This window comes from Pseudomonas sp. MOIL14HWK12:I2, from assembly GCF_000510745.1.
GTDB lineage: Bacteria > Pseudomonadota > Gammaproteobacteria > Pseudomonadales > Pseudomonadaceae > Chryseomonas > Chryseomonas oryzihabitans.
This window is the reverse complement of sequence record NZ_AZOA01000018.1, coordinates 1-17,665: the sequence shown is the minus strand read 5'-3', so window position 1 is coordinate 17,665 and position 17,665 is coordinate 1. Positions and strand designations below refer to the sequence as shown.

Annotated in this window: 21 protein-coding genes; 7 read left to right on the top strand and 14 right to left on the bottom strand. The window is 66.4% G+C overall.

Annotated features, from left to right (window positions below):
- Positions 1-5: 5 nt before the first annotated feature.
- The 3 genes from PSK12I2_RS0115540 to PSK12I2_RS0115530 form a co-directional block, all read right to left on the bottom strand.
- A complete protein-coding gene (locus tag PSK12I2_RS0115540; protein ID WP_037007774.1) occupies positions 6-716 on the bottom strand; it encodes an anti-sigma factor domain-containing protein in 711 nt (236 codons plus the stop codon).
- Positions 713-1,240 (bottom strand): sigma-70 family RNA polymerase sigma factor, encoded by a 528-nt coding sequence (locus PSK12I2_RS0115535; protein ID WP_027599103.1) that lies wholly within the window; start codon positions 1,238-1,240, stop codon positions 713-715. The genes PSK12I2_RS0115540 and PSK12I2_RS0115535 overlap by 4 nt, the downstream gene beginning before the upstream one ends.
- An 83-nt stretch (positions 1,241-1,323) precedes the next feature.
- Positions 1,324-1,851, bottom strand: coding sequence for a DUF3455 domain-containing protein (locus PSK12I2_RS0115530; protein ID WP_027599102.1), 528 nt, complete (start codon positions 1,849-1,851; stop codon positions 1,324-1,326).
- 257 nt (positions 1,852-2,108) lie between these two features.
- Between PSK12I2_RS0115530 and PSK12I2_RS0115525 the strand changes: the two genes are divergently transcribed.
- Positions 2,109-3,737 carry a glycosyltransferase family 39 protein gene (locus PSK12I2_RS0115525; RefSeq protein ID WP_244898833.1) on the top strand — a complete coding sequence of 543 codons (1,629 nt, stop codon included), beginning with the start codon at positions 2,109-2,111 and terminating at the stop codon, positions 3,735-3,737.
- 10 nt (positions 3,738-3,747) lie between these two features.
- Positions 3,748-5,004, top strand: coding sequence for a metallophosphoesterase (locus PSK12I2_RS0115520; RefSeq protein ID WP_027599100.1), 1,257 nt, complete (start codon positions 3,748-3,750; stop codon positions 5,002-5,004).
- 4 nt (positions 5,005-5,008) lie between these two features.
- Here the strand turns inward: PSK12I2_RS0115520 and PSK12I2_RS0115515 are convergent, their stop codons facing one another.
- From PSK12I2_RS0115515 to PSK12I2_RS0115495, 5 genes are all read right to left on the bottom strand, one after another.
- Complete coding sequence (locus tag PSK12I2_RS0115515; RefSeq protein ID WP_027599099.1) at positions 5,009-5,581, bottom strand: HupE/UreJ family protein; 573 nt, start codon at positions 5,579-5,581, stop codon at positions 5,009-5,011.
- A gap of 28 nt (positions 5,582-5,609) precedes the next feature.
- On the bottom strand, positions 5,610-6,224 hold the full coding sequence (ureG, locus tag PSK12I2_RS0115510; protein WP_007162627.1) for an urease accessory protein UreG: 615 nt from the start codon (positions 6,222-6,224) through the stop codon (positions 5,610-5,612).
- An 11-nt stretch (positions 6,225-6,235) separates the two neighbouring features.
- Positions 6,236-6,907, bottom strand: coding sequence for an urease accessory protein UreF (locus PSK12I2_RS0115505; RefSeq protein WP_027599098.1), 672 nt, complete (start codon positions 6,905-6,907; stop codon positions 6,236-6,238).
- The gene (gene ureE, locus PSK12I2_RS0115500; RefSeq protein ID WP_027599097.1) at positions 6,904-7,404 is read right to left on the bottom strand and encodes an urease accessory protein UreE; all 501 of its coding nucleotides are present in this window, start codon (positions 7,402-7,404) and stop codon (positions 6,904-6,906) included. The genes PSK12I2_RS0115505 and ureE overlap by 4 nt, the downstream gene beginning before the upstream one ends.
- 97 nt (positions 7,405-7,501) lie before the next feature.
- Positions 7,502-8,194, bottom strand: coding sequence for a TetR family transcriptional regulator (locus tag PSK12I2_RS0115495; RefSeq protein WP_027599096.1), 693 nt, complete (start codon positions 8,192-8,194; stop codon positions 7,502-7,504).
- A 116-nt stretch (positions 8,195-8,310) separates the two neighbouring features.
- Between PSK12I2_RS0115495 and pcaQ the strand changes: the two genes are divergently transcribed.
- The 3 genes from pcaQ to pcaG all read left to right on the top strand — a co-directional run bounded on the left by pcaQ (position 8,311) and on the right by pcaG (position 10,682).
- A complete protein-coding gene (pcaQ, locus tag PSK12I2_RS0115490) occupies positions 8,311-9,234 on the top strand; it encodes a pca operon transcription factor PcaQ (protein ID WP_027599095.1) in 924 nt (307 codons plus the stop codon).
- Positions 9,235-9,334: 100 nt separating this feature from the next.
- Positions 9,335-10,060 carry a protocatechuate 3,4-dioxygenase subunit beta gene (gene pcaH, locus PSK12I2_RS0115485; protein ID WP_027599094.1) on the top strand — a complete coding sequence of 242 codons (726 nt, stop codon included), beginning with the start codon at positions 9,335-9,337 and terminating at the stop codon, positions 10,058-10,060.
- A 10-nt stretch (positions 10,061-10,070) separates the two neighbouring features.
- The gene (gene pcaG / locus PSK12I2_RS0115480) at positions 10,071-10,682 is read left to right on the top strand and encodes a protocatechuate 3,4-dioxygenase subunit alpha (protein ID WP_027599093.1); all 612 of its coding nucleotides are present in this window, start codon (positions 10,071-10,073) and stop codon (positions 10,680-10,682) included.
- A 60-nt stretch (positions 10,683-10,742) separates the two neighbouring features.
- On the opposite strand, the gene coq7 is transcribed toward pcaG, so the two are convergent.
- The 4 genes from coq7 to hemJ form a co-directional block, all read right to left on the bottom strand.
- Positions 10,743-11,390, bottom strand: coding sequence for a 2-polyprenyl-3-methyl-6-methoxy-1,4-benzoquinone monooxygenase (gene coq7 / locus PSK12I2_RS0115475; protein ID WP_007162620.1), 648 nt, complete (start codon positions 11,388-11,390; stop codon positions 10,743-10,745).
- Between the two features lie 40 nt (positions 11,391-11,430).
- Positions 11,431-11,772, bottom strand: a complete 342-nt coding sequence (locus tag PSK12I2_RS0115470) for a histidine triad nucleotide-binding protein (RefSeq protein ID WP_017642985.1) — start codon at positions 11,770-11,772, stop codon at positions 11,431-11,433.
- Positions 11,773-11,853: 81 nt separating this feature from the next.
- Complete coding sequence (locus PSK12I2_RS0115465; protein ID WP_027599092.1) at positions 11,854-12,642, bottom strand: SDR family oxidoreductase; 789 nt, start codon at positions 12,640-12,642, stop codon at positions 11,854-11,856.
- Between the two features lie 48 nt (positions 12,643-12,690).
- Entirely contained in the window at positions 12,691-13,116 is a 426-nt protein-coding gene (hemJ, locus tag PSK12I2_RS0115460) for a protoporphyrinogen oxidase HemJ (RefSeq protein WP_007162617.1), read from the bottom strand.
- A gap of 187 nt (positions 13,117-13,303) precedes the next feature.
- Between hemJ and erpA the strand changes: the two genes are divergently transcribed.
- On the top strand, positions 13,304-13,654 hold the full coding sequence (erpA, locus tag PSK12I2_RS0115455; RefSeq protein ID WP_007162616.1) for an iron-sulfur cluster insertion protein ErpA: 351 nt from the start codon (positions 13,304-13,306) through the stop codon (positions 13,652-13,654).
- 18 nt (positions 13,655-13,672) lie between these two features.
- Here erpA and PSK12I2_RS0115450 read toward each other — a convergent pair whose 3' ends face one another.
- Both PSK12I2_RS0115450 and PSK12I2_RS0115445 read right to left on the bottom strand, forming a co-directional pair.
- Positions 13,673-14,758 carry an anhydro-N-acetylmuramic acid kinase gene (locus tag PSK12I2_RS0115450; RefSeq protein ID WP_027599091.1) on the bottom strand — a complete coding sequence of 362 codons (1,086 nt, stop codon included), beginning with the start codon at positions 14,756-14,758 and terminating at the stop codon, positions 13,673-13,675.
- Position 14,759: 1 nt separating this feature from the next.
- Positions 14,760-16,196, bottom strand: a complete 1,437-nt coding sequence (locus PSK12I2_RS0115445; RefSeq protein ID WP_027599090.1) for a peptidoglycan DD-metalloendopeptidase family protein — start codon at positions 16,194-16,196, stop codon at positions 14,760-14,762.
- A 167-nt stretch (positions 16,197-16,363) separates the two neighbouring features.
- On the opposite strand from PSK12I2_RS0115445, the gene tyrS reads away from it, so the two are divergent.
- Positions 16,364-17,563, top strand: coding sequence for a tyrosine--tRNA ligase (tyrS, locus tag PSK12I2_RS0115440; RefSeq protein ID WP_027599089.1), 1,200 nt, complete (start codon positions 16,364-16,366; stop codon positions 17,561-17,563).
- Positions 17,564-17,665: the final 102 nt, after the last annotated feature.

Genomic DNA, 17,665 nt, shown 5'->3' with positions numbered 1-17,665 from the left:
TCGGCCTAGAGCACCTTGACCGCCCGGCCGATGAACTGGATCGGCCCGGTGGGTCGGCCGGTAGGCGAGCCGCCCTGGTCTTCCAGGGTGAGCTCGAACAGCTGATTGGCTTCCAGCGGCGGCAGCTGGTCCAGAGGCACCTGCAGGGTGCGTCCCGGCTGTACCAGACCCAGGGATACCGGACCCTGCCAGGCGTCGGCCTTGGTCCAGAATTGCAGCGTCTTGCCGCTCGGCACGGCGTCGCGCCCCAGGGGAATCAGCTGCAGGTCATGGGCGCTGGCGGTCTGGATCACCCAGCCGGGCGTCCGATCGCTGGGCGCGGCCAGCACCACCAGGTAGCTTGGCGTGGGGACCGGACGCATCAGCAACAGCACCGCGAGCACCAGGCTGGCAGCCAGCCCTGCCGCACTCAGGCCCTGCCAGAGTGCCAGGCGGTGCCACAGCGACTCACGCCGGGTGGTGGCCTTGGCGTCGGCCTCACCCAGACTGCGCTCGATGCGCGGCCAGAGATTCGTGCCGGGTTCGACGGGCTGCACACGCTCGGCCAGCGGCTGCAGCCGCGCCTCCCAGCGCGCCACCGCGGCGGCCAGCCGGGCATCCGTCGCCAGCGCACCTTGCACGCGACGGCGCTCCCTGGCATCCAGGGTACCGAGCACGTATTCGCCGGCCAGGCGTTCGCGCTCTTCGTCCGGGGGCAGGGGAGTATCGTCGTTCATGTCATGCACTCCCTGAGCGCCTTGAGGCCGCGCGTGATCCAGCTCTTCACCGTGCCCAGCGGTGCCTGCAGGCGCTGGGCGATCTCGCCATGGGAGCAGCCGTCCAGGTAGGCGGCCAGGATGGCCTTCCGCCGCGGCGCTTCCAGGTTCTGCAGGCAGCCCTCCAGCCGACGGCCGTCGGCCTCTCGCGCCGGATCGGCCGACTCGGCCAGGGGTTCCCACCCGTCCGCCAGGGGCACCAGGCGCTGGCGATCGCGCAGGGCGTTGAGCGCCAGGTTGCGCGCGATGCTGCACATCCAGCCGCGGGCCGTACCGCGCTCCGGGGCGAATCCGGCGGCGCCGCGCCAGATGCGCAGAAAGGCGTCGTGGAGAATGTCCTCGGCCAGTCCGCGATCGCGCACCAGGCGCAGGACGATGCCCAGCAAGAGCGGCGCCTCGTTCTGGTAGAGCCGCTGCAGGGCGGCGCGCTCGCCCCGGGCACAGGCGGCGAGCAGTGCAGCGGGATCGTAAAGGGGATCGGTCACGAAATCGCGCCAGGCTGGGGACGCCAGGGTGGCGACCGGATCAGCCGAGCCTAGCCGATCCGCGCCTGGCTGTCCCCTGGACCTCAGCCCTTCTTCCAGAACAGATAATCCGCCTGGTAATTCACGGTCTGCCGTTCGCCCTTGTTGGCCGAGGTGCAGGCCTTGGTCGGCGCCACGCCACCCTTGAGCGCGGTGCGCTGGATGTAGGTGGTGCCCTGGAAGGCGCCCTTGCCCTCGGCGGGCGCGGCCTCCACCAGCTGATAGGGCAGGTTGCCGCTGCCGGCGGGGGCGATCGCCAGTTGCTTGCCGACCACCTTGGAGCCGTCGCTGGCTTCCCAGGTTGCGGGCGGACCGTAGTAGCGACCCACCTGCTTGCCCTGGCGATCATGCAGGTCGGCCTTGGGACCGACAAAGAACCACTCGGTCTGGCCGGGCATGTCCTTCTTGTCGCGGCACTCGTAGACGATGGTGCCCTTGCCTACGGTTTCCAGCATCAGGCTGTTGCCGGCGGGGACGCGGACGGCTTCGGGCAACTCGCCTTGCGCCAGCAGCGGGGTGCTCAGCAGGGCGGTGAGGGCCAGGATGCTGCAACGGCTATAGGTGTTGTTCATGCGCTTGCTCCGGATTGAGAGGGGCACAGTCGACTGGACTGTAGGGGCTATACCCGGCAGCCGACGCCCTGGATGCAGCTGTCATGAAATATTTTCAATGCAGCGGCATAGTCGCCACCGCCTCGCGGCCGAACCGCTCTGTCCTGCGGCTTCTGTCAGCCTGCCGTCAGCCTGGTTTCAGCGATCCCTAAGGTTGTTCGGCGATAGTGGCGCCGGGTCGCGAGCCCGTCCTTCCCAGCCTGCCGGAGTCCTGCCGCGTGTCGTCCATCCCGAGTCCGGCGCGCCTGCGCCTCGAAAGTCTGGCGTTGTGTCTGCTGGCGGTGCCGCTGTTCACCCTGGGGCTGTGGGAGCAGCCCTTCATCGGCTTCGACGGCCGCTTCGCACTCTTCGCCCAGGAGATGTTTCGCCATGGGGCCAGTGCCTTCCCGACCAGCTACGGACAGCCTTACCCCGACTATCCCGCCACCTCCACCCTGCTGATCGACGTCTTCGCCCAGCTGTTCGGGGAGGTCAATCGCCTGGCCACGGTGATTCCCACCGCCCTGGCCTCGGCGGCCATCGTCGGGCTGCTCTATCGCCTGCTGGCCGAGCGGTCCCGTGCCTGGGGCCTGCTGGCGGTGCTGGTGCTGCTGCTCACCAATGGCTTCCTGGCCAAGGCGCGCTCCATCTGCCTCGATCAATTCGTCACCCTGGCGGCACTGGGCTGCTTCTATCTGCTATGGAGCGCCGACCAGCGCGGCCTGTCCCGGCGGCGCGCCCTGGTGTTCCTGTGCATGGCCGCCGGCTTCGCCGTGCGCGGGCCGCTGGGCCTGATCGAGCCCTGTGGCGTGGTCTGCGTCTACTGGCTGGTGCAGGGCGACTGGCGGCGCAGCTTCGGCTACGGCCTGGTCGGCGCCCTGGTGCTGATGCTGTGCTGCGCCCTGCTGTTCGGCCTGGCCTGGCGTACCGGTGGTATGCCCTTCGTCGAGGACGTGATCCGCATGCAGGTCTCTGGCCGGCTGGACGACACCGACGGTGCCGGCTATCCCTGGTGGTACTTCCTGCAGCTGGGCCTCTACCGCTACGCCCCGGCCTTTCCCCTGGCGCTGCTGGCCCTGCCGACGCTGAGACACCACTGGCGGCAGCGCCAGGCGCAGGCGGACAGTCGCCTGCTGCTCCAGCTAGCCGGCTTCGCCGCGCTGATCGTGGTGGCCCTGTCGATTCCCACCTTCAAGAAACCCTATTACATCCTGCCGGCCATTCCGGCCTGCGCGGCTCTCGGCGCCTGGGTGCTGCTGCAGGGGCAGGGCGCCCTGGCCTGGGTACGGCGGCTGTTCCTGCCTTTGCTGGTGATCTTTCCGCTGGTGCTCGGGGCGCTGGTCAAGCTGCAGCAACCCCGGCTGCAGGCCGCCGGCTGGTGGCCCGAGCTGGACCTGCGTTTCCTGCTGGGTGCCTTCGCCATCCTGGCGCTGTTCGCCCTGGTGGCCACCTGGCGCGAGCGCGGGGCCTTCCGCCTGGGCATGCCCCTGGCCGCGGCGGCCCTGGCGCAATGGCTGCTGGTGGTGCTGGCGCTGGATCCGATGCAGGCGCTGCGCTACGACACCCGCGCCTTCGTCACCCGCCTGGAAAGCCTGCGCCAGGGTGAACCGGGGCAACTGGTGTTCTTTGGCCTGGGCCAGGACACCAAGGCCTTCCGCTACCTGATGAATCTCGACTACGACGTGCCCCTGCCGACCTTTATCGATATCGGCCAGGCAGGGCAGCTCGCCCAGGTCACCCGACCCGCCTATGTGCTGCTCGATGCCGACAGCCAGGCGGCCCTGGCCGGCACGCCGCTGGCCAGCCGCCAGCCGGTGCTGGAAGGGCGCTTCAACGACAATCGCTGGCAGGCCTACTACCTGCCCTGAGGCCGCTGTGATGACCGATTCGCCCGATTTCAAACGTCGCCGGCTGTGCCTGGCGCTGGCCGGTCTGCCGCTGCTGGCCGCCTGCAAGCCGACCCAGCGCTACGGCCTGCCGGAACACCGCGCCCACTGGTTCGAGCGGCATGCCTTCGCTCCTCTGGCGCCGCTGCCGTCGCGCAGCAGCTTCGTGCTCGGCGTCCTCCCCGATACCCAGTACTACAGTGAGAACAACCACGAGATGCAACCCAACGGCCGGCGGGTGGAGCGCTATGGCCACCTGGGCTATCCACCGGCGCTGGCCTTTCATGCCCAGACCCATTGGCTGGCGCACAACGCCGCGGCGCTGAACCTGCCGTTCGTGGTGCACCTGGGCGATCTGGTGGAAAACGCCGAGCAGCGCGGCGAGTGGGCCCTGGCCAGTCACGCCATGGCACGCCTTGAACAGGCCGGGGTGCCCTATAGCGTCATGACCGGCGACCATGACGTCGTCGAGCTCTACACCGAGGACCGCCTGCGTGACGGTCGCGAACTCTTCACCCAGTATTTCGGCCGTGAGCGGGCGGCGCGCCAGGCCACCTTCATCGAACGCGACGTCACCGGTCTCAACGAGGCCCATAGTTTCTCGGCGCTGGGGCAGGGCTTTCTGCTGCTGACCCTGGATTGGTGCCCCTCGGACCAGAGTCTGGACTGGGCCCAGGGCATGCTGGATCGCTATCCGCATCTGCCGACCATCCTGGCCTCGCACAACATCGTCGACCTGGTGAACGGCCAGCCGGTGCTTTCCACCCGGCGCAACGACACCGGGATACGGTTGTGGAATCGGCTGATCCGCCGCAACGACCAGATCTTCCTCACCCTCAACGGCCACAATCACGGCAGTGGGCACCTGCGGATGACCAATGACCTGGGCCATCCGGTGGATCTCCTGCTGATCAACTACCAGACCGAATACGCCGGCGGCAACGGCCTGCTGCGCCTATTGGAACTGGACCTGGCGCGGGGCCGACTGGAGGCCTTCACCTATTCGCCCTGGGTCGCCTATCGCCAGCAGAGTGGCGACCTGCCGGTGCGGCTGGGCAACGATCCGCGCGACACCTATACGGCCGAGGTGCTGGCACCCCTGGCGTCGCCGCAGTTCGACAACAGATTCGTGCTCGAGGTGGATTTCGCCACACGCTTCGCCGGCTTTGGCGGCTATACCGCGCAACTGCCGGCGGTGGCGGAAGAGGGTGTGCTGGCGCGACTGCGCCAGCAGCTGGGGATCGCCTGACGGATCAGGCGGCGAGCAGCCAGCCCCCGGCCACGGCCGTGGCGACGCCGGCGAGTCGCACCAGCGGCGTGGCCGCCTGGGGCAGGTAGCGCACCACGGCATAGCCCAGAGCATGCAGGGTGGCGGTGGCGGCGACGAAACCGGCGGCATAGGCCCAGGGATTGCCCATTTCCGGCAATTCCAGACCATGGGCCACGCCGTGGAACAGGGCGAAGGCGGCGGTCAGGCCGACGGCGGCGGCCACCGGCGGACGAGCGGCCAGGGCCACCAGCAGACCCAGGGCCAGCACCGAGGCAGCGATGCCGGTCTCCAGCAAGGGCAGCTCCAGCCCGGCGAAGCCCAGCAGGCCGCCGATCAGCATGGTGCCGACAAAGGTGCAGGGCAGCGCCAGGCGCGCCTTGCCCTGCTGCTGGGCGGCCCAGAGTCCTACGGCAAGCATGGCCAGCAGGTGGTCGAGACCGGTCAGGGGGTGCAGCACCCCGGCGGCCAGGCCGTTCTCGGCATGACCCGGATGGGCGAAGGCCAGGGCCGGGGCGAGCAGCAGGGCGGCGGTGGCGAAGATCTTGGCGTGTTTCATGGGGGCTCCTTGGGATGGTTTCCTGGACTCAGGCGGCGGTCAGCAGACCCTGCTTCTCGATGAAGGCGATGATCTCTTCCAGTCCCAGACCGGTCTTCTGATTGCTGAAGACGAAAGGCTTGTCGCCACGCATCTTGCGGGTGTCGCGATCCATCACCTCCAGGGAGGCACCGACCTGCTCGGCCAGGTCGATCTTGTTGATCACCAGCAGATCCGACTTGCAGATACCGGGGCCACCCTTGCGCGGCAGCTTGTCACCGGCCGAGACGTCGATGACATAGAGGGTCAGATCGGACAGCTCCGGGCTGAAGGTGGCGGACAGGTTGTCGCCACCGGATTCCACCAGGATCAGGTCCAGGCCGGGAAAGCGGCGGTTGAGCTGGTCCACCGCTTCCAGGTTGATGGAGGCGTCTTCGCGGATGGCGGTGTGCGGACAGCCACCGGTCTCCACGCCCAGGATGCGCTCGGGCGCCAGGGCCTCGTTGCGCACCAGGAAATCGGCGTCTTCGCGGGTGTAGATGTCGTTGGTCACCACCGCCAGGTTGTAGCGCTCGCGCAGGGCGCGGCAGAGGGCCAGGGTGAGAGCAGTCTTGCCGGAACCGACCGGTCCGCCGATACCGACGCGCAGGGGTTGAGTTGTCATCAGGGGATCTCCTAGGAACGGAACAGGCGGCTGTACTGCCGCTCGTGGGCCATGCTGCTGAGGGCCAGGCCGAAGGGGGCGCCGCCCCAGTGCGCTTCGGGCAGGTCAGCGGCCTGCTCGGCCACGGCGGTCAGGGTCGGCAGCAGAAGGGAGGTGAGGCGCTGGGCCGCTTGCTGGCCCAGCGGCAGGGTTTTCATCAGCACCGCCAGCTGATTTTCCAGCCAGGTCCACAGCCAGGCGTCCAGCGCCGCTCGCGGTGCGATCGCCCAGGCGCGGGCGGCCAGCGCCCAGCCGAGGGCAAAGGTCGGGGCCAGTTCGCCGAGCAGGCGGCGGCTACTGTCATCCAGCTCCGGCAGACCGAGCAGCAGTTGCGCCAGGGAATAGCCGGTCTGGCGACTTTCCAGCTGGAATTCCGCGGTCTCGCGACTGGCACGATGATGGTCGGCCAGCTCGCTCAGACGCGTCCAGTCGCCCGCCGCGGCGGCTTGGCAATGGGCCAGCAGCAGCGGCGCTTCGAAGCGCGCCAGATTGAGTTCGAGATTGTCGCGCAGCCAGACCTCGGCCTCCGCCGCGCTGCGGATCAGGCCGCTGTCGATGGCCAGTTCCAGTCCCTGGGAATAGCTGTAGCCGCCAATTGGCAACTGGGGACTGGCCAGGCGCAGCAGCGCGAAGGGCGAATTCACGTGCGCACGCCGAAGTGGTGCAGTTTGGGGGCGTAGTTGAAGCCTTCCTCGCCATGGTGCGAGTGATGGTGACCGCCGCCGTAGGCGCCGTGCTCGGGCTGGAAGCCGGCCTCGATCTCGCTGACCCGGGCGCCGAGCTGCTCCAGCATGGCCTTGAGCACATAGTCGTCCAGCAGCCGTAGCCAACCGTCGCCGATCTGCAGGGCGACGTGGCGATTGCCCAGGTGATAGGCGGCGCGGGTCAGTTCGAAGGCGCTGGCGCAGGTCACGTGCAGCAGCTTTTCCGGGCGGGCGACGACCCGCACGATGCGGCCATCGCGGGCTTCGAGGCAGTCGCCATCGGCCAGCGGCGGTTGGCCGCGTTCGAGAAACAGGCCGACGTCTTCGCCAGCGCTGGTGGTGGCTCTCAGGCGACTCTTGCTGCGGGCGTCGTAGGTGAGGTGGAGTTCGGCGTCCCAGGTATCCCGGGGCGCGCAGCGGCTTTGGACGACCAGCATGGCAGGACTCTTGGCAGTTTTGCCCAGCTCTACAGCAAGGTGCCTGCCAAGGCGCGCAAGTCGCCTGGTTCTGGGGCGCCATGAGTTGACCTGGCGTTCAGGTCGCTCTTATTTGGTGCGCCATTGCATCGGCTAGCAGAGCAACGCCCTCTTTTGGGGCGTTTGCGCGCTCGCCGCGCCGCCAATGCTTGCTGCCGATCAGGATCAGCTTGAGTTGCTGCACCATCTTCGCCGCCGGCCACAGCGGCGGCGGTGTGGTCAGGGGTGGGGGATCGATCAGCTCCGGCAGGGTGGCGAACACCGTCTTCACCACCAGGTCGGCGAGGACATCGATCTGCGACGGACTCAGGTGGGGCAGGCGACCCAGGGCGAGCAGGTCACGGGCCAGGTCCTGGGTGATGCGCTGGCGCAACTCGGCGATGGCCTGGCGCACGGCCAGGGAGCCGCCGTATTGCTCGCGGGCGAGAAAGAGGAATTGATCGCGGTTGTCGCTCACGGCGCCGAGAAAGATCTCCACCGAGGCCTCGATCATGCCGCGCTGCTGCAGTTCGTGATGACGCACCTGGCGCAGGGCGTCGCGAAAGGTGTCGCCCACCTCGGCTACCAGCGCCAGGCCAAAGCTCTCCATGTCGGCGAAGTGGCGATAGAAACCCGCCGGCACGATCCCGGCCTGGCGACTCACCTCGCGCAGGCTCAGGCTGCCGAAGCCGCGGCCGCTGTTCATCAGCAGGCGTGCCGATTCCAGCAGCGCCTGGCGCGTTTGCAGCTTCTGCTGGGCACGGATCGACATGGAGAGATCTCGGAAGACAAGGCGGCACTGTAGCAAAGGATGCCCCTGCTGACTCCAAGGGTTTTCCGTGACCGCCGGGTGGTAGTCTCTGGCCCGTGCCTTGCCTTGAGAGCGTCATGAATCTCGACAACCGTATCAAGTTTCGCCACCTGCTGTGCTTTCTGGAGATCGCCCAGCAGCGCAGCTTCGCCAAGGCCGCCGATGCCATCGCCGTGTCCCAGCCGGCCATCTCCAAGACCATCCGCGAACTCGAGGAAATCCTCGAGGTGCGCCTGTTCGAGCGCGGCAAGGGCGAGGTGACCCTGACCGAGGCGGGCCTGCTGTTCCTGCGCCACGCCGGTCCCTGCGTCCAGGCCCTGCGCGAGGGCATGCAACTGGTGCGTGGTGGCGAGGCCGGCGGCCTGGTGCGGGTCGGGGTCCTGTCGACGGTCGAAAGCCAGGTGCTGCCCGAGGTCCTGATGCGCCTGCATGACCGTCATCGCCAGCTGATCGTCAACGTCGCCACCGGTCCCAGCGCCTATCTGCTCGGACAATTGCGCGTCGGCGACCTGGATCTGGTGGTCGGCCGCATGACCGACAGCCCGGACATCCATGGCCTCGACTTCGAACACCTCTATACCGAGGCCCTGACCCTGGTGGTGCGCCCGGGACATCCGTTGAGCCAGGCGCTGCCGGCGGACCTGGCGACCCTGGCGCGCTATCCCCTGGTGCTGCCCTTGCCCGGGACCACCATCCGCCGCCACGCCGAGAGTCTCTTCGTCCAGTGCGGCATTCCTCTCAGTCCCCAGCGGCTGGAAACCCTGTCGCCGACCCTCAGCCGCCAGTACGTCCGCCAGAGCGAGGCCCTGTGGATCGCCCCGCTCGATGCGGTACGCCGCGACCTGGCCAGCGGCGAACTGGTGGAGGTGGAGCTTGGCGTGCGCGAAGCCGGGGGTTCGGTCGGCATCTGCCGCAATGGCAGCGTGCCCCTGTCGTTGGCAACCCAGAGATTCTGCGACGTCCTGCGCGAGGTGGCCGGCGAGTTGACACTTAACCATTAGGTTATGGGTAAGGGCGCAGCTTTCAATTCAGCCAGGCGGCGCCCTGGGCCACACTGGGATCAGCCAGCCTTTGGCCCCGATCCTTCCGTGGAGCATTCCAATGCATAACAAGCCCCACGACGTTCGCTACGTCGCCCGTGATCGCACCTGGCATCCCCAGGCCTATACGCCCGCCTACAAATCCTCGATTCCCCGCTCGCCGCGCCAGGCGCTGGTCAGCCTGCAGCACCAGACGGCTTCCGAGCGCAGTGGCCCGGACTTATCGCGGCTGCCGCTGGGACCGCACGACAACGACCTGCTGCTAAACTTCGGCACCGGCCAGTTGCCCCAGGGCGAACGCATCATCCTGTTCGGTACCCTGCGTGACCAGTTCGGCAAGCCGGTGCCCAATTCCCTGGTGGAGATCTGGCAGGCCAACGCTGGCGGTCGCTATCGGCACAAGAACGACGTCTACCTGGCACCGCTCGATCCCAACTTCGGCGGCGTCGGCCGCACCCGTACCGACAGCCAGGGCAACTATGTCTTCCGTACCGTCCGCCCGGGTCCCTATCCCTGGCGCAACGGCAGCAACGACTGGCGTCCGGCGCACATACACGTCTCGGTCATGGGGCCGGCCATCGCCACCCGGCTGATCACCCAGCTCTACTTCGAGGGCGATCCGCTGATCCCGCTGTGCCCCATCGTCAAGTCCATCGCCGATCCCGACGCCGTCCAGACTCTGATCGCCCGCCTGGACATGAGCATGGCCAATCCCATGGACTGCCTGGCCTATCGCTTCGACATCGTCACCCGCGGCGCGCGGCAGACGTTCTTCGAACACCACTGAGGACGCCGACATGACCCCCAACAGCCACGCCCTGCTGCCGGAAACCCCCTCCCAGACCGCCGGTCCCTATGTGCACATCGGCCTGGCCCTGGCCGCCGCCGGCAACCCCACCCGCGAGGTCGAGATCTGGAACCAGCTGGCCAAGCCCGGCGCGCCGGGCGAGCACATCCTGCTCACCGGCCAGGTGTTCGACGGCAACGGCAACCTGGTGCGCGATTCCTTCCTGGAGTTCTGGCAGGCCGATCACCAGGGCCACTACGATCCGGTCTATGACGTGGAAAAGGCCTTCAACGGCTTTGGTCGCACCGCCACCACCTTCGATGCCGGCGACTGGACGCTGCACACCGTCAAGCCCGGCCAGGTCGCCGATCAGCGCGGCCAGCCCATGGCGCCGCACATCAACGTTACCCTGTTCGCCCGCGGCATCAACATCCACCTGCAGACCCGCCTCTACTTCGACGATGAAGCCGAAGCCAACGCCCGCTGCCCGGTCTACAACCTGCCGGAGCCGGAGCGCCGGCCCACCCTGCTGGCGCGTCGCTGCGAGATCGATGGCCGCCTGGCCTATCGCTTCGACATCCATCTGCAGGGCCCGCAGGAAACGGTCTTCTTCGACATCTAGCCGTCTGGACAGCAAAAAGCCCTGCCAAGGCAGGGCTTTTTCGTGGGCGCCAGCCGCAGGTCAGATACGGTAGGTGGTCTTGGTCATCACCTTGGACACCAGGCTCATGCCGTATTTGACCGGCGCGGGGAAGCGCCAGCCACCGGCCGCCAGGGCATGTTCGGCGTGCTGTTCTTCATCGCTGCGCATCTGTTCCAGCACCGCGCGGGACTTGGCGTCGGCCGCCGGCAGCTTGTCCAGGTGCTCGTCCAGATGGCGGCAGACCTGATCCTCGGTAGCGGCGACGAAGCCCAGGCTCAGGCGATCGCTGATCAGGCCGGCACCGGCGCCGATCCCGAAGGACAGGCCATAGAAGAGGGGATTGAGCAGGCTTGGACGCTCACCCAGGGCGCGGATGCGCTGCTCGCACCAGGCCAGGTGATCGATCTCTTCGTCGGCCGCCTTTTCCATTTCTTCGCGCACTTCCGGCAGTTTGGCGGTCAGCGCCTGACCCTGGTACAGCGCCTGGGCGCAGACCTCGCCGGTGTGGTTGATGCGCATGAGGCCGGCCGCGTGACGGCGTTCTTCATCGCTCAGTTCGGCGTCCTTGAGCGGAATGGCCGGCGAGCTGCGGGTGGGAGCGCCACTGAAGGGCGTCAGGGTACGCAAGGCGGTATCCGCCTGGATAAGCAGTCGATCGAGGGGGGAGTAGAGGCGCTTGGATCTCAAGGTGATCTCCTTGGCGGGCGAAGGGAGGACAGAACGTGGCTCAGCCCGGAGGCCAGGTCATCTGCCGCTTGCCCAGCACATGCATATGGATGTGATAGACCGTCTGGCCACCCAGGGCGTTGCAATTCATCGCCACGCGGAAGCCTTCCTCGCAACCCTGTTCCTGCGCCAGGCGCTGGGCGGTGAAGAGGATATGGCCGGCGAGCTGCTTGTCATCGGCCTCGCTGAGGTCGTGCAGGGTCGCGATGTGCTTCTTGGGAATGACCAGGAAGTGCACGGGCGCCTGCGGGGCGATGTCATGGAAGGCCATGACCTGATCGTCCTCGTAGAGCACCTTGGCCGGAATGTCCCCGGCGACGATCTTGCAGAACAGACAATCCACGTCGATCTCCTGCTGGCTGAATAGACCCCGAGTGTACCAGCGGCTGCCGCCCGGGGTCAGGTGCCGCCGGCGGGATCACCCTTACGCGGGTTGAAAGAGTTTGCCGATCCGCACCGCGGCCGAACGCACCAGGGCGCGGGGGAAGAAGCGGGGCAGCAGACTGCCCAGGCGATTGCGCCAGCCCGGGACGATCACCGCCTGGCGTCTTTCCAGTCCGTGCACCGCGGCCAGGGCCACCTCTTCGGCGGACATCAGCAGCTTGCCCTGCTCCATGCGCCCGGTGTGCAGCCCGGCGTTCTTGAAAAAGGCGGTACGGGTCGGGCCGGGGCAGAGCACCGACACCGACACCCCCCGCTTCTTGAGTTCCTCGCGCAGGCCCTCGGAGAAGTGCAGCACATAGGCCTTGGTCGCCGCATAGCTGCTCATGTAGGGAATGGGCTGGAAGGCCGCGGTCGAGGCGACGTTGAGGATTTGGCCGCCCCCCTGGATCGCCATGTGCTGACCCAGGGCATGACACAGGCGAGTGAGCGCCAGGATGTTCAGCTCCAGTAGCTCCTGCACCCGCGGCCAGTCGGCGGCGAGAAAATCCCCGCCGCTGCCGATCCCGGCGCAGTTGACCAGCAGGCCGATGGCTCTCTCGCTCTGCTCCAGTTCGTGCAGCAGACCGGTCAGGTGCAGCGGCTCCGCCAGATCGCAGACCCGGTACAGCACCTCCACGTCGAAGCGCTGGGCCAGCTCGGCGGCGATGCTCTCCAGCTTGTCCTTGCGCCGCGCCAGCAGGATCAGCGGCTGACCCCGCCGCGCCAGGGCCTCGGCCAGGGCCAGACCGATCCCGCACGAGGCACCGGTTACTAGGGCATAACGCTGCATACTGCTTTCTCCAGGAAAACGCCGGTCGCCGGCGGATCCACCGCGCACCTAGTAGGGTTTGACCACCACCAGGATGACGATGGCGATGAGCACCAGAACCGGTACCTCGTTGAACCAGCGATAGAACACATGGCTGCGCTTGTTCTCGCCGCGCTCGAATCTCTTGCGCATGGCGCCGCAGACATGGTGATAGCCGATCAGCACCACCACCAGCGCCAGCTTGGTGTGCATCCAGCCCTGGGTCAGCCAGCTCGGGTTGATCACCAGCAGGCCGATGCCGAACACCAGCGTCAGGATCATCGCCGGCAGCATGATGCCGCGGTACAGCTTGCGCTCCATCAGGCAGAAGCGCTCATGGCTCACGGCGTCGCTGCTCTGGGCGTGATAGACGAACAGGCGCGGCAGATAGAACAGGCCGGCGAACCAGCAGACCAGGGCAATCAGGTGGAAGGCTTTCAACCAAAGATAGAGCATCGGGGCGTTCTCCTTATCAATCGGCGTCATCGGGCGGCGCGATATTAGAGTGGCGCTGCCGGCAAGTCATTCACTCCGGTCATCTCGGCCAGGCTCCCGTGGTCGTGCAATAGTTGACCCTTTTGCTCGGGCAAGCGGATAATTTCCTGACTGAATTGTGTTCGGCGCAAGCCGGGAGACTACGGCAATGACCATTGAAACCTTCACCCCGACCCCCCTGCAGTTCACCCTGGGCGCGGCCAGCAAGGTGAAGAACCTGATCGAGGAAGAGGGCAATCCCCGCCTGAAGCTGCGCGTCTTCGTCACGGGTGGCGGCTGCTCGGGCTTCCAGTACGGCTTCACCTTCGATGAAGATTCCGCCGACGACGACACCGTCATCGAGCGCGATGGCGTGCACCTGGTGGTGGATCCCATGAGCTTCCAGTACCTGGCCGGCGCCGAGGTGGATTACCAGGAAGGCCTGGAAGGTTCGCGCTTCGTCATCAAGAACCCCAACGCCGCCACCACCTGCGGCTGCGGTCAGTCCTTCTCCATCTGACCTTGCACAGCCTCTGGCCTAGTGCGGATAGAGCGCACCCAGGACGCGGAGGCCGCGGGCGCCGGTGACTTCCGGGCAGTTGCCGGGCAGGCGCTCGCAGAAGCGCTGGGCCAGCCAGGCAAAGGCCATGGCTTCCATCCAGTCCGGCGAGACGTCATAGGCTGCGGTGCTCTGCACCTTGGCCGGCGCCAGTAGCCGCGCCAGACGCGCCATCAGATCCCGGTTGTGCGCCCCCCCGCCACAGACCAGCACCTCGTCCACCACCTGGGCTGCCAGGATGCTGTCGGCGATGCTGCGGGCGCTCAATTCGGCCAGGGTAGCCTGAACATCGGCCGAAGCCAGCGCCTCATGCTGGGCGAGATGCGCTTGCAGCCAGGGCAGGTTGAAATGCTCGCGCCCGGTGCTCTTCGGTCCGCTTTTCACGAAGAAGGGATCGCTCAGCAGCCCCTGCAGCAGCGCCGGCACGACCTGTCCCTGCGTGGCCCAGGCGCCATCGGCGTCGAAGAGTCGCCCCTGGCTGTGGTGGATCCAGGCATCCAGCAGCACATTGCCCGGTCCGCAATCGAAGCCTCGTACCGGCAGACCCGGCGCCAGCAGGGTCACATTGCTGAAGCCGCCGATATTGAGCACCGCGCGCGGGCGGTCCAGGCCGAAGAGATCGGCATGGAAGGCCGGGACCAGGGGCGCGCCCTGGCCACCGGCGGCCAGGTCGCGGCGGCGAAAGTCGGCGATGACATCGATGCCGGCCAGTTCGGCCAGCAGGGCGGCATCGCCGATCTGCAGGGTGTAGCCCTGCGCCGGCAGATGGCGGATGGTCTGGCCATGGCTACCCACGGCGCGGATATCCGCGGCCGTCAGTCCCTGCTGCGCCAGCAGTTCGGCGATACCCTGGGCAGCCAGCCCGACCCAGGCCTGTTCGGCCCGGGCGATGCGCTCGATCTCGTTGTCGCCGGGCGCGCACAGCGCCAGCAGCTCGCGGCGGAGCGCGTCCGGCATGGGCACGCCCAGGGCAGCGACGAAACGGGTCCGCTCATCCTGCTCGATCAGGGCGATATCCAGTCCATCCAGACTGGTGCCGGACATCACTCCCAGGTAGCGCTCCATCTCAGCGCTTGTTCATCGCGAGCAGCGACGCCCGCTCCTGGTCCATGCGGGCCATGAGCGGCTGGCTCTGGGCCAGGAAGCGCGAGATCTCGTTCTTGGCGATGGGATCGGCCATCGGCAGTTTCACCCCGAGCGGATCGACGTGGTTGCCATTGATGCGGAATTCGTAGTGCAGGTGCGGACCGGTAGCCAGCCCCGTCATGCCCACGTAGCCGATCACCTGGCCCTGCTTCACCGAGGCGCCGGCCTGCATGCCCTTGGCGATCCGGCTCATGTGGCCATAGACGGTGGTGTAGGTCTTGCCGTGCTGGATCATCACCACGTTGCCGTAGCCATTCTCGCGACCGGACTTGGCGATCTTGCCGTCGCCGGTGGCATGGATCGGCGTACCGGTAGGCGCGGCATAGTCGACGCCCTTGTGCGCGCGCATCTTGTTCAGCACCGGGTGGAAACGGCCCATGGTGAAGCGCGAGCTGATCCGCGAGAACTCCACCGGGGTACGGATGAAGGCCTTGCGCATGCTGCCGCCTTCCGCCGTGTAGTAGTTGGTGGTGCCGTTCTTGGCGGTGTAGCGCACGGCCGTGTAGGCCTTGCCCTTGTTGACGAAGCGGGCGGCCAGGATGTTGCCGTAGCCGACGTGCTTGCCGTTGACCACCTTGTCCTCGTAGACCACTTCGAATTCGTCGCCTTCCTGGATGTCCAGCGCGAAGTCGATGTCGTAGCCGAAGATGGTGGCCAGCGCCATGGTCATGTCATGGGACAGTCCGGCCTTCTGCGCCGAGGCGAACAGCGAACTGCTGATCCGACCCTGGGCATAGGCCTTGCGGATGTCCGGGGTAACGGTCTTGTGCTCGACCTCATAGCCCTGGTCGGACTTGACCAGCGCCAGGGTCTGCAGCGCGGTGAGCTTGGTGCGCACCGCCAGCAGGTCACCTGAGTGATCACGCTGGAACTCGATTTTCTGGCCCACCCGCAGGCGGGTCAGCTTCTTGGCTTCCTTGCTGCTGGCCAGCACCTCGTGCACCACGGCAGCGGCAAGGCCAGCCCGCTCGAACAGGGTCGAGAGGGTGTCGCCCTTGCGCACGGTTTCGGTCTTCCACTGCGGCTCGACGCTCTCGGTGGCGGCAACTTCCTCTTCGGCAGGCGCTTCCTCGGCGGTCTGAGCTTCCGTCTGCTCAGGGGCGACCTGGGCAAATGGGGAGGGGGACTGGGTGTCCGCGGCTTGAGTATCTGCGAGCACTTGCTCCTTCAGGTCATCCTGACCCTGCACGACGCGCCGGGCGTCCTGTTCAACATCCAGATTGATGGAAGTGCGTTTCGCCTCGACCTGCTGAGAGGGAAACACGAGCAAGGCCAGACTCAAGAGTGCGGCCACCCCGCTGGCGGCCACGAGGTGGCTTTTGGGGTAGAACGGACTTTTGGGGATTGGCTTCGTCATTTAGCTAAAGTGATGATCTGACGTTAAAAGAAGTGAATAACTGCCTAAAATATAATCAAAATCTGGCTGTCACAACCCTTTGGGGTGGTGATCCGACGTGCCGGCTGGCGGCTACTAGGGGCATCTTGATAAGGTTCACGCTTTCGAAATTCAGAGGCGAAGCCCCCATGAAAACGGTCCAGGAGCAGCTGGCGGTCATCAAGCGTGGAGCAGATGAGCTGCTTGTCGAGTCAGAGCTTGTAACAAAACTGGAGCGTGGCACCCCGCTGCGCATCAAGGCAGGCTTCGATCCGACCGCTCCGGATCTGCACCTTGGCCACACCGTGCTGATCAACAAGCTGCGCCAGTTCCAGGAGCTGGGCCACCAGGTCATCTTCCTAATCGGCGACTTCACCGGCATGATCGGCGACCCCAGTGGCAAGAGCGCCACCCGCCCGCCGCTGACCCGCGAGCAGGTGCTGGAGAATGCCGAGACCTACAAGGCCCAGGTGTTCAAGATCCTCGATCCGGCCCGTACCGAAGTGGCCTTCAATGCCACCTGGATGGATCAGCTGTCGCCGGCCGACTTCATTCGCCTCTCTTCCCAGTACACCGTAGCGCGCATGCTCGAGCGCGACGACTTCAGCAAGCGCTACGCCGGCAACCAGCCCATCGCCATCCACGAGTTCCTCTATCCCCTGGTCCAGGGCTATGACTCCGTCGCCCTGCGCGCCGATGTCGAGCTGGGCGGTACCGACCAGAAATTCAACCTGCTCATGGGCCGCGAACTGCAGCGCGCCTATGGCCAGGAAGCCCAGTGCATCCTCACCATGCCGCTGCTCGAAGGTCTGGACGGCGTGAAGAAGATGTCCAAATCCCTGGGCAACTACGTCGGCATCCAGGAAGCGCCCGGCGTCATGTACAACAAGCTGGTGTCCATTCCCGACACCCTCATGTGGCGTTACTTCGAGCTGCTCAGCTTCCGCAGCCTGGAAGAGATCGCCCAGTTCCGTAGCGATGTTGCGCAGGGCGCCAATCCCCGCGACATCAAGATCAAGCTGGCCGAAGAGATCGTGGCCCGCTTCCACGGAGAAGAAGCCGCCCAGACCGCCCACCGTTCCGCGGGCAACCGCATGAAGGATGGCGAGCTGCCGAAAGACCTGCCGGAAGTCGAGCTGGAAACCGATGCGGCGCTGCCGGTCGCTGCCGTCCTCAACAAGGCTGGACTGGTGAAGAACGCAGCAGCAGCCCGCGACCTGCTGGCGGCGGGTAGCGTCAAGGTGAATGGCGAGGTGGTCGATCGCGGCTTCCTGTTCGAGATCGGCCGTACCTATATATGTCAGGCCGGCAAGAAGGCTTTCGCCCGCATTAGCGTCCGTCAGCAATAAATTTGAAATAACCTGTTGACCTGCCCCAAAACTCCCCTATAATGCGCCCCACTTCCGGCGCAGACGCTGAAGCGGCTTGAAAATCAAGCACTTAGGTCTGAG

Excerpts from the sequence above, each read along its gene's own strand:
- tyrS (WP_027599089.1), top strand. The coding sequence starts at position 16,364 with ATGAAAACGGTCCAGGAGCAGCTGGCGGTCATCAAGCGTGGAGCAGAT.
- pcaQ (WP_027599095.1), top strand. The coding sequence starts at position 8,311 with ATGAATCTCGACAACCGTATCAAGTTTCGCCACCTGCTGTGCTTTCTG.
- PSK12I2_RS0115540 (WP_037007774.1), bottom strand. The coding sequence starts at position 716 with ATGAACGACGATACTCCCCTGCCCCCGGACGAAGAGCGCGAACGCCTG.
- pcaH (WP_027599094.1), top strand. The coding sequence starts at position 9,335 with ATGCATAACAAGCCCCACGACGTTCGCTACGTCGCCCGTGATCGCACC.
- ureG (WP_007162627.1), bottom strand. The coding sequence starts at position 6,224 with ATGACAACTCAACCCCTGCGCGTCGGTATCGGCGGACCGGTCGGTTCC.
- PSK12I2_RS0115450 (WP_027599091.1), bottom strand. The coding sequence starts at position 14,758 with ATGGAGCGCTACCTGGGAGTGATGTCCGGCACCAGTCTGGATGGACTG.
- hemJ (WP_007162617.1), bottom strand. The coding sequence starts at position 13,116 with ATGCTCTATCTTTGGTTGAAAGCCTTCCACCTGATTGCCCTGGTCTGC.
- PSK12I2_RS0115530 (WP_027599102.1), bottom strand. The coding sequence starts at position 1,851 with ATGAACAACACCTATAGCCGTTGCAGCATCCTGGCCCTCACCGCCCTG.
- PSK12I2_RS0115465 (WP_027599092.1), bottom strand. The coding sequence starts at position 12,642 with ATGCAGCGTTATGCCCTAGTAACCGGTGCCTCGTGCGGGATCGGTCTG.
- PSK12I2_RS0115445 (WP_027599090.1), bottom strand. The coding sequence starts at position 16,196 with ATGACGAAGCCAATCCCCAAAAGTCCGTTCTACCCCAAAAGCCACCTC.
- PSK12I2_RS0115495 (WP_027599096.1), bottom strand. The coding sequence starts at position 8,194 with ATGTCGATCCGTGCCCAGCAGAAGCTGCAAACGCGCCAGGCGCTGCTG.
- ureE (WP_027599097.1), bottom strand. The coding sequence starts at position 7,404 with ATGCTGGTCGTCCAAAGCCGCTGCGCGCCCCGGGATACCTGGGACGCC.
- pcaG (WP_027599093.1), top strand. The coding sequence starts at position 10,071 with ATGACCCCCAACAGCCACGCCCTGCTGCCGGAAACCCCCTCCCAGACC.
- erpA (WP_007162616.1), top strand. The coding sequence starts at position 13,304 with ATGACCATTGAAACCTTCACCCCGACCCCCCTGCAGTTCACCCTGGGC.
- PSK12I2_RS0115515 (WP_027599099.1), bottom strand. The coding sequence starts at position 5,581 with ATGAAACACGCCAAGATCTTCGCCACCGCCGCCCTGCTGCTCGCCCCG.
- PSK12I2_RS0115520 (WP_027599100.1), top strand. The coding sequence starts at position 3,748 with ATGACCGATTCGCCCGATTTCAAACGTCGCCGGCTGTGCCTGGCGCTG.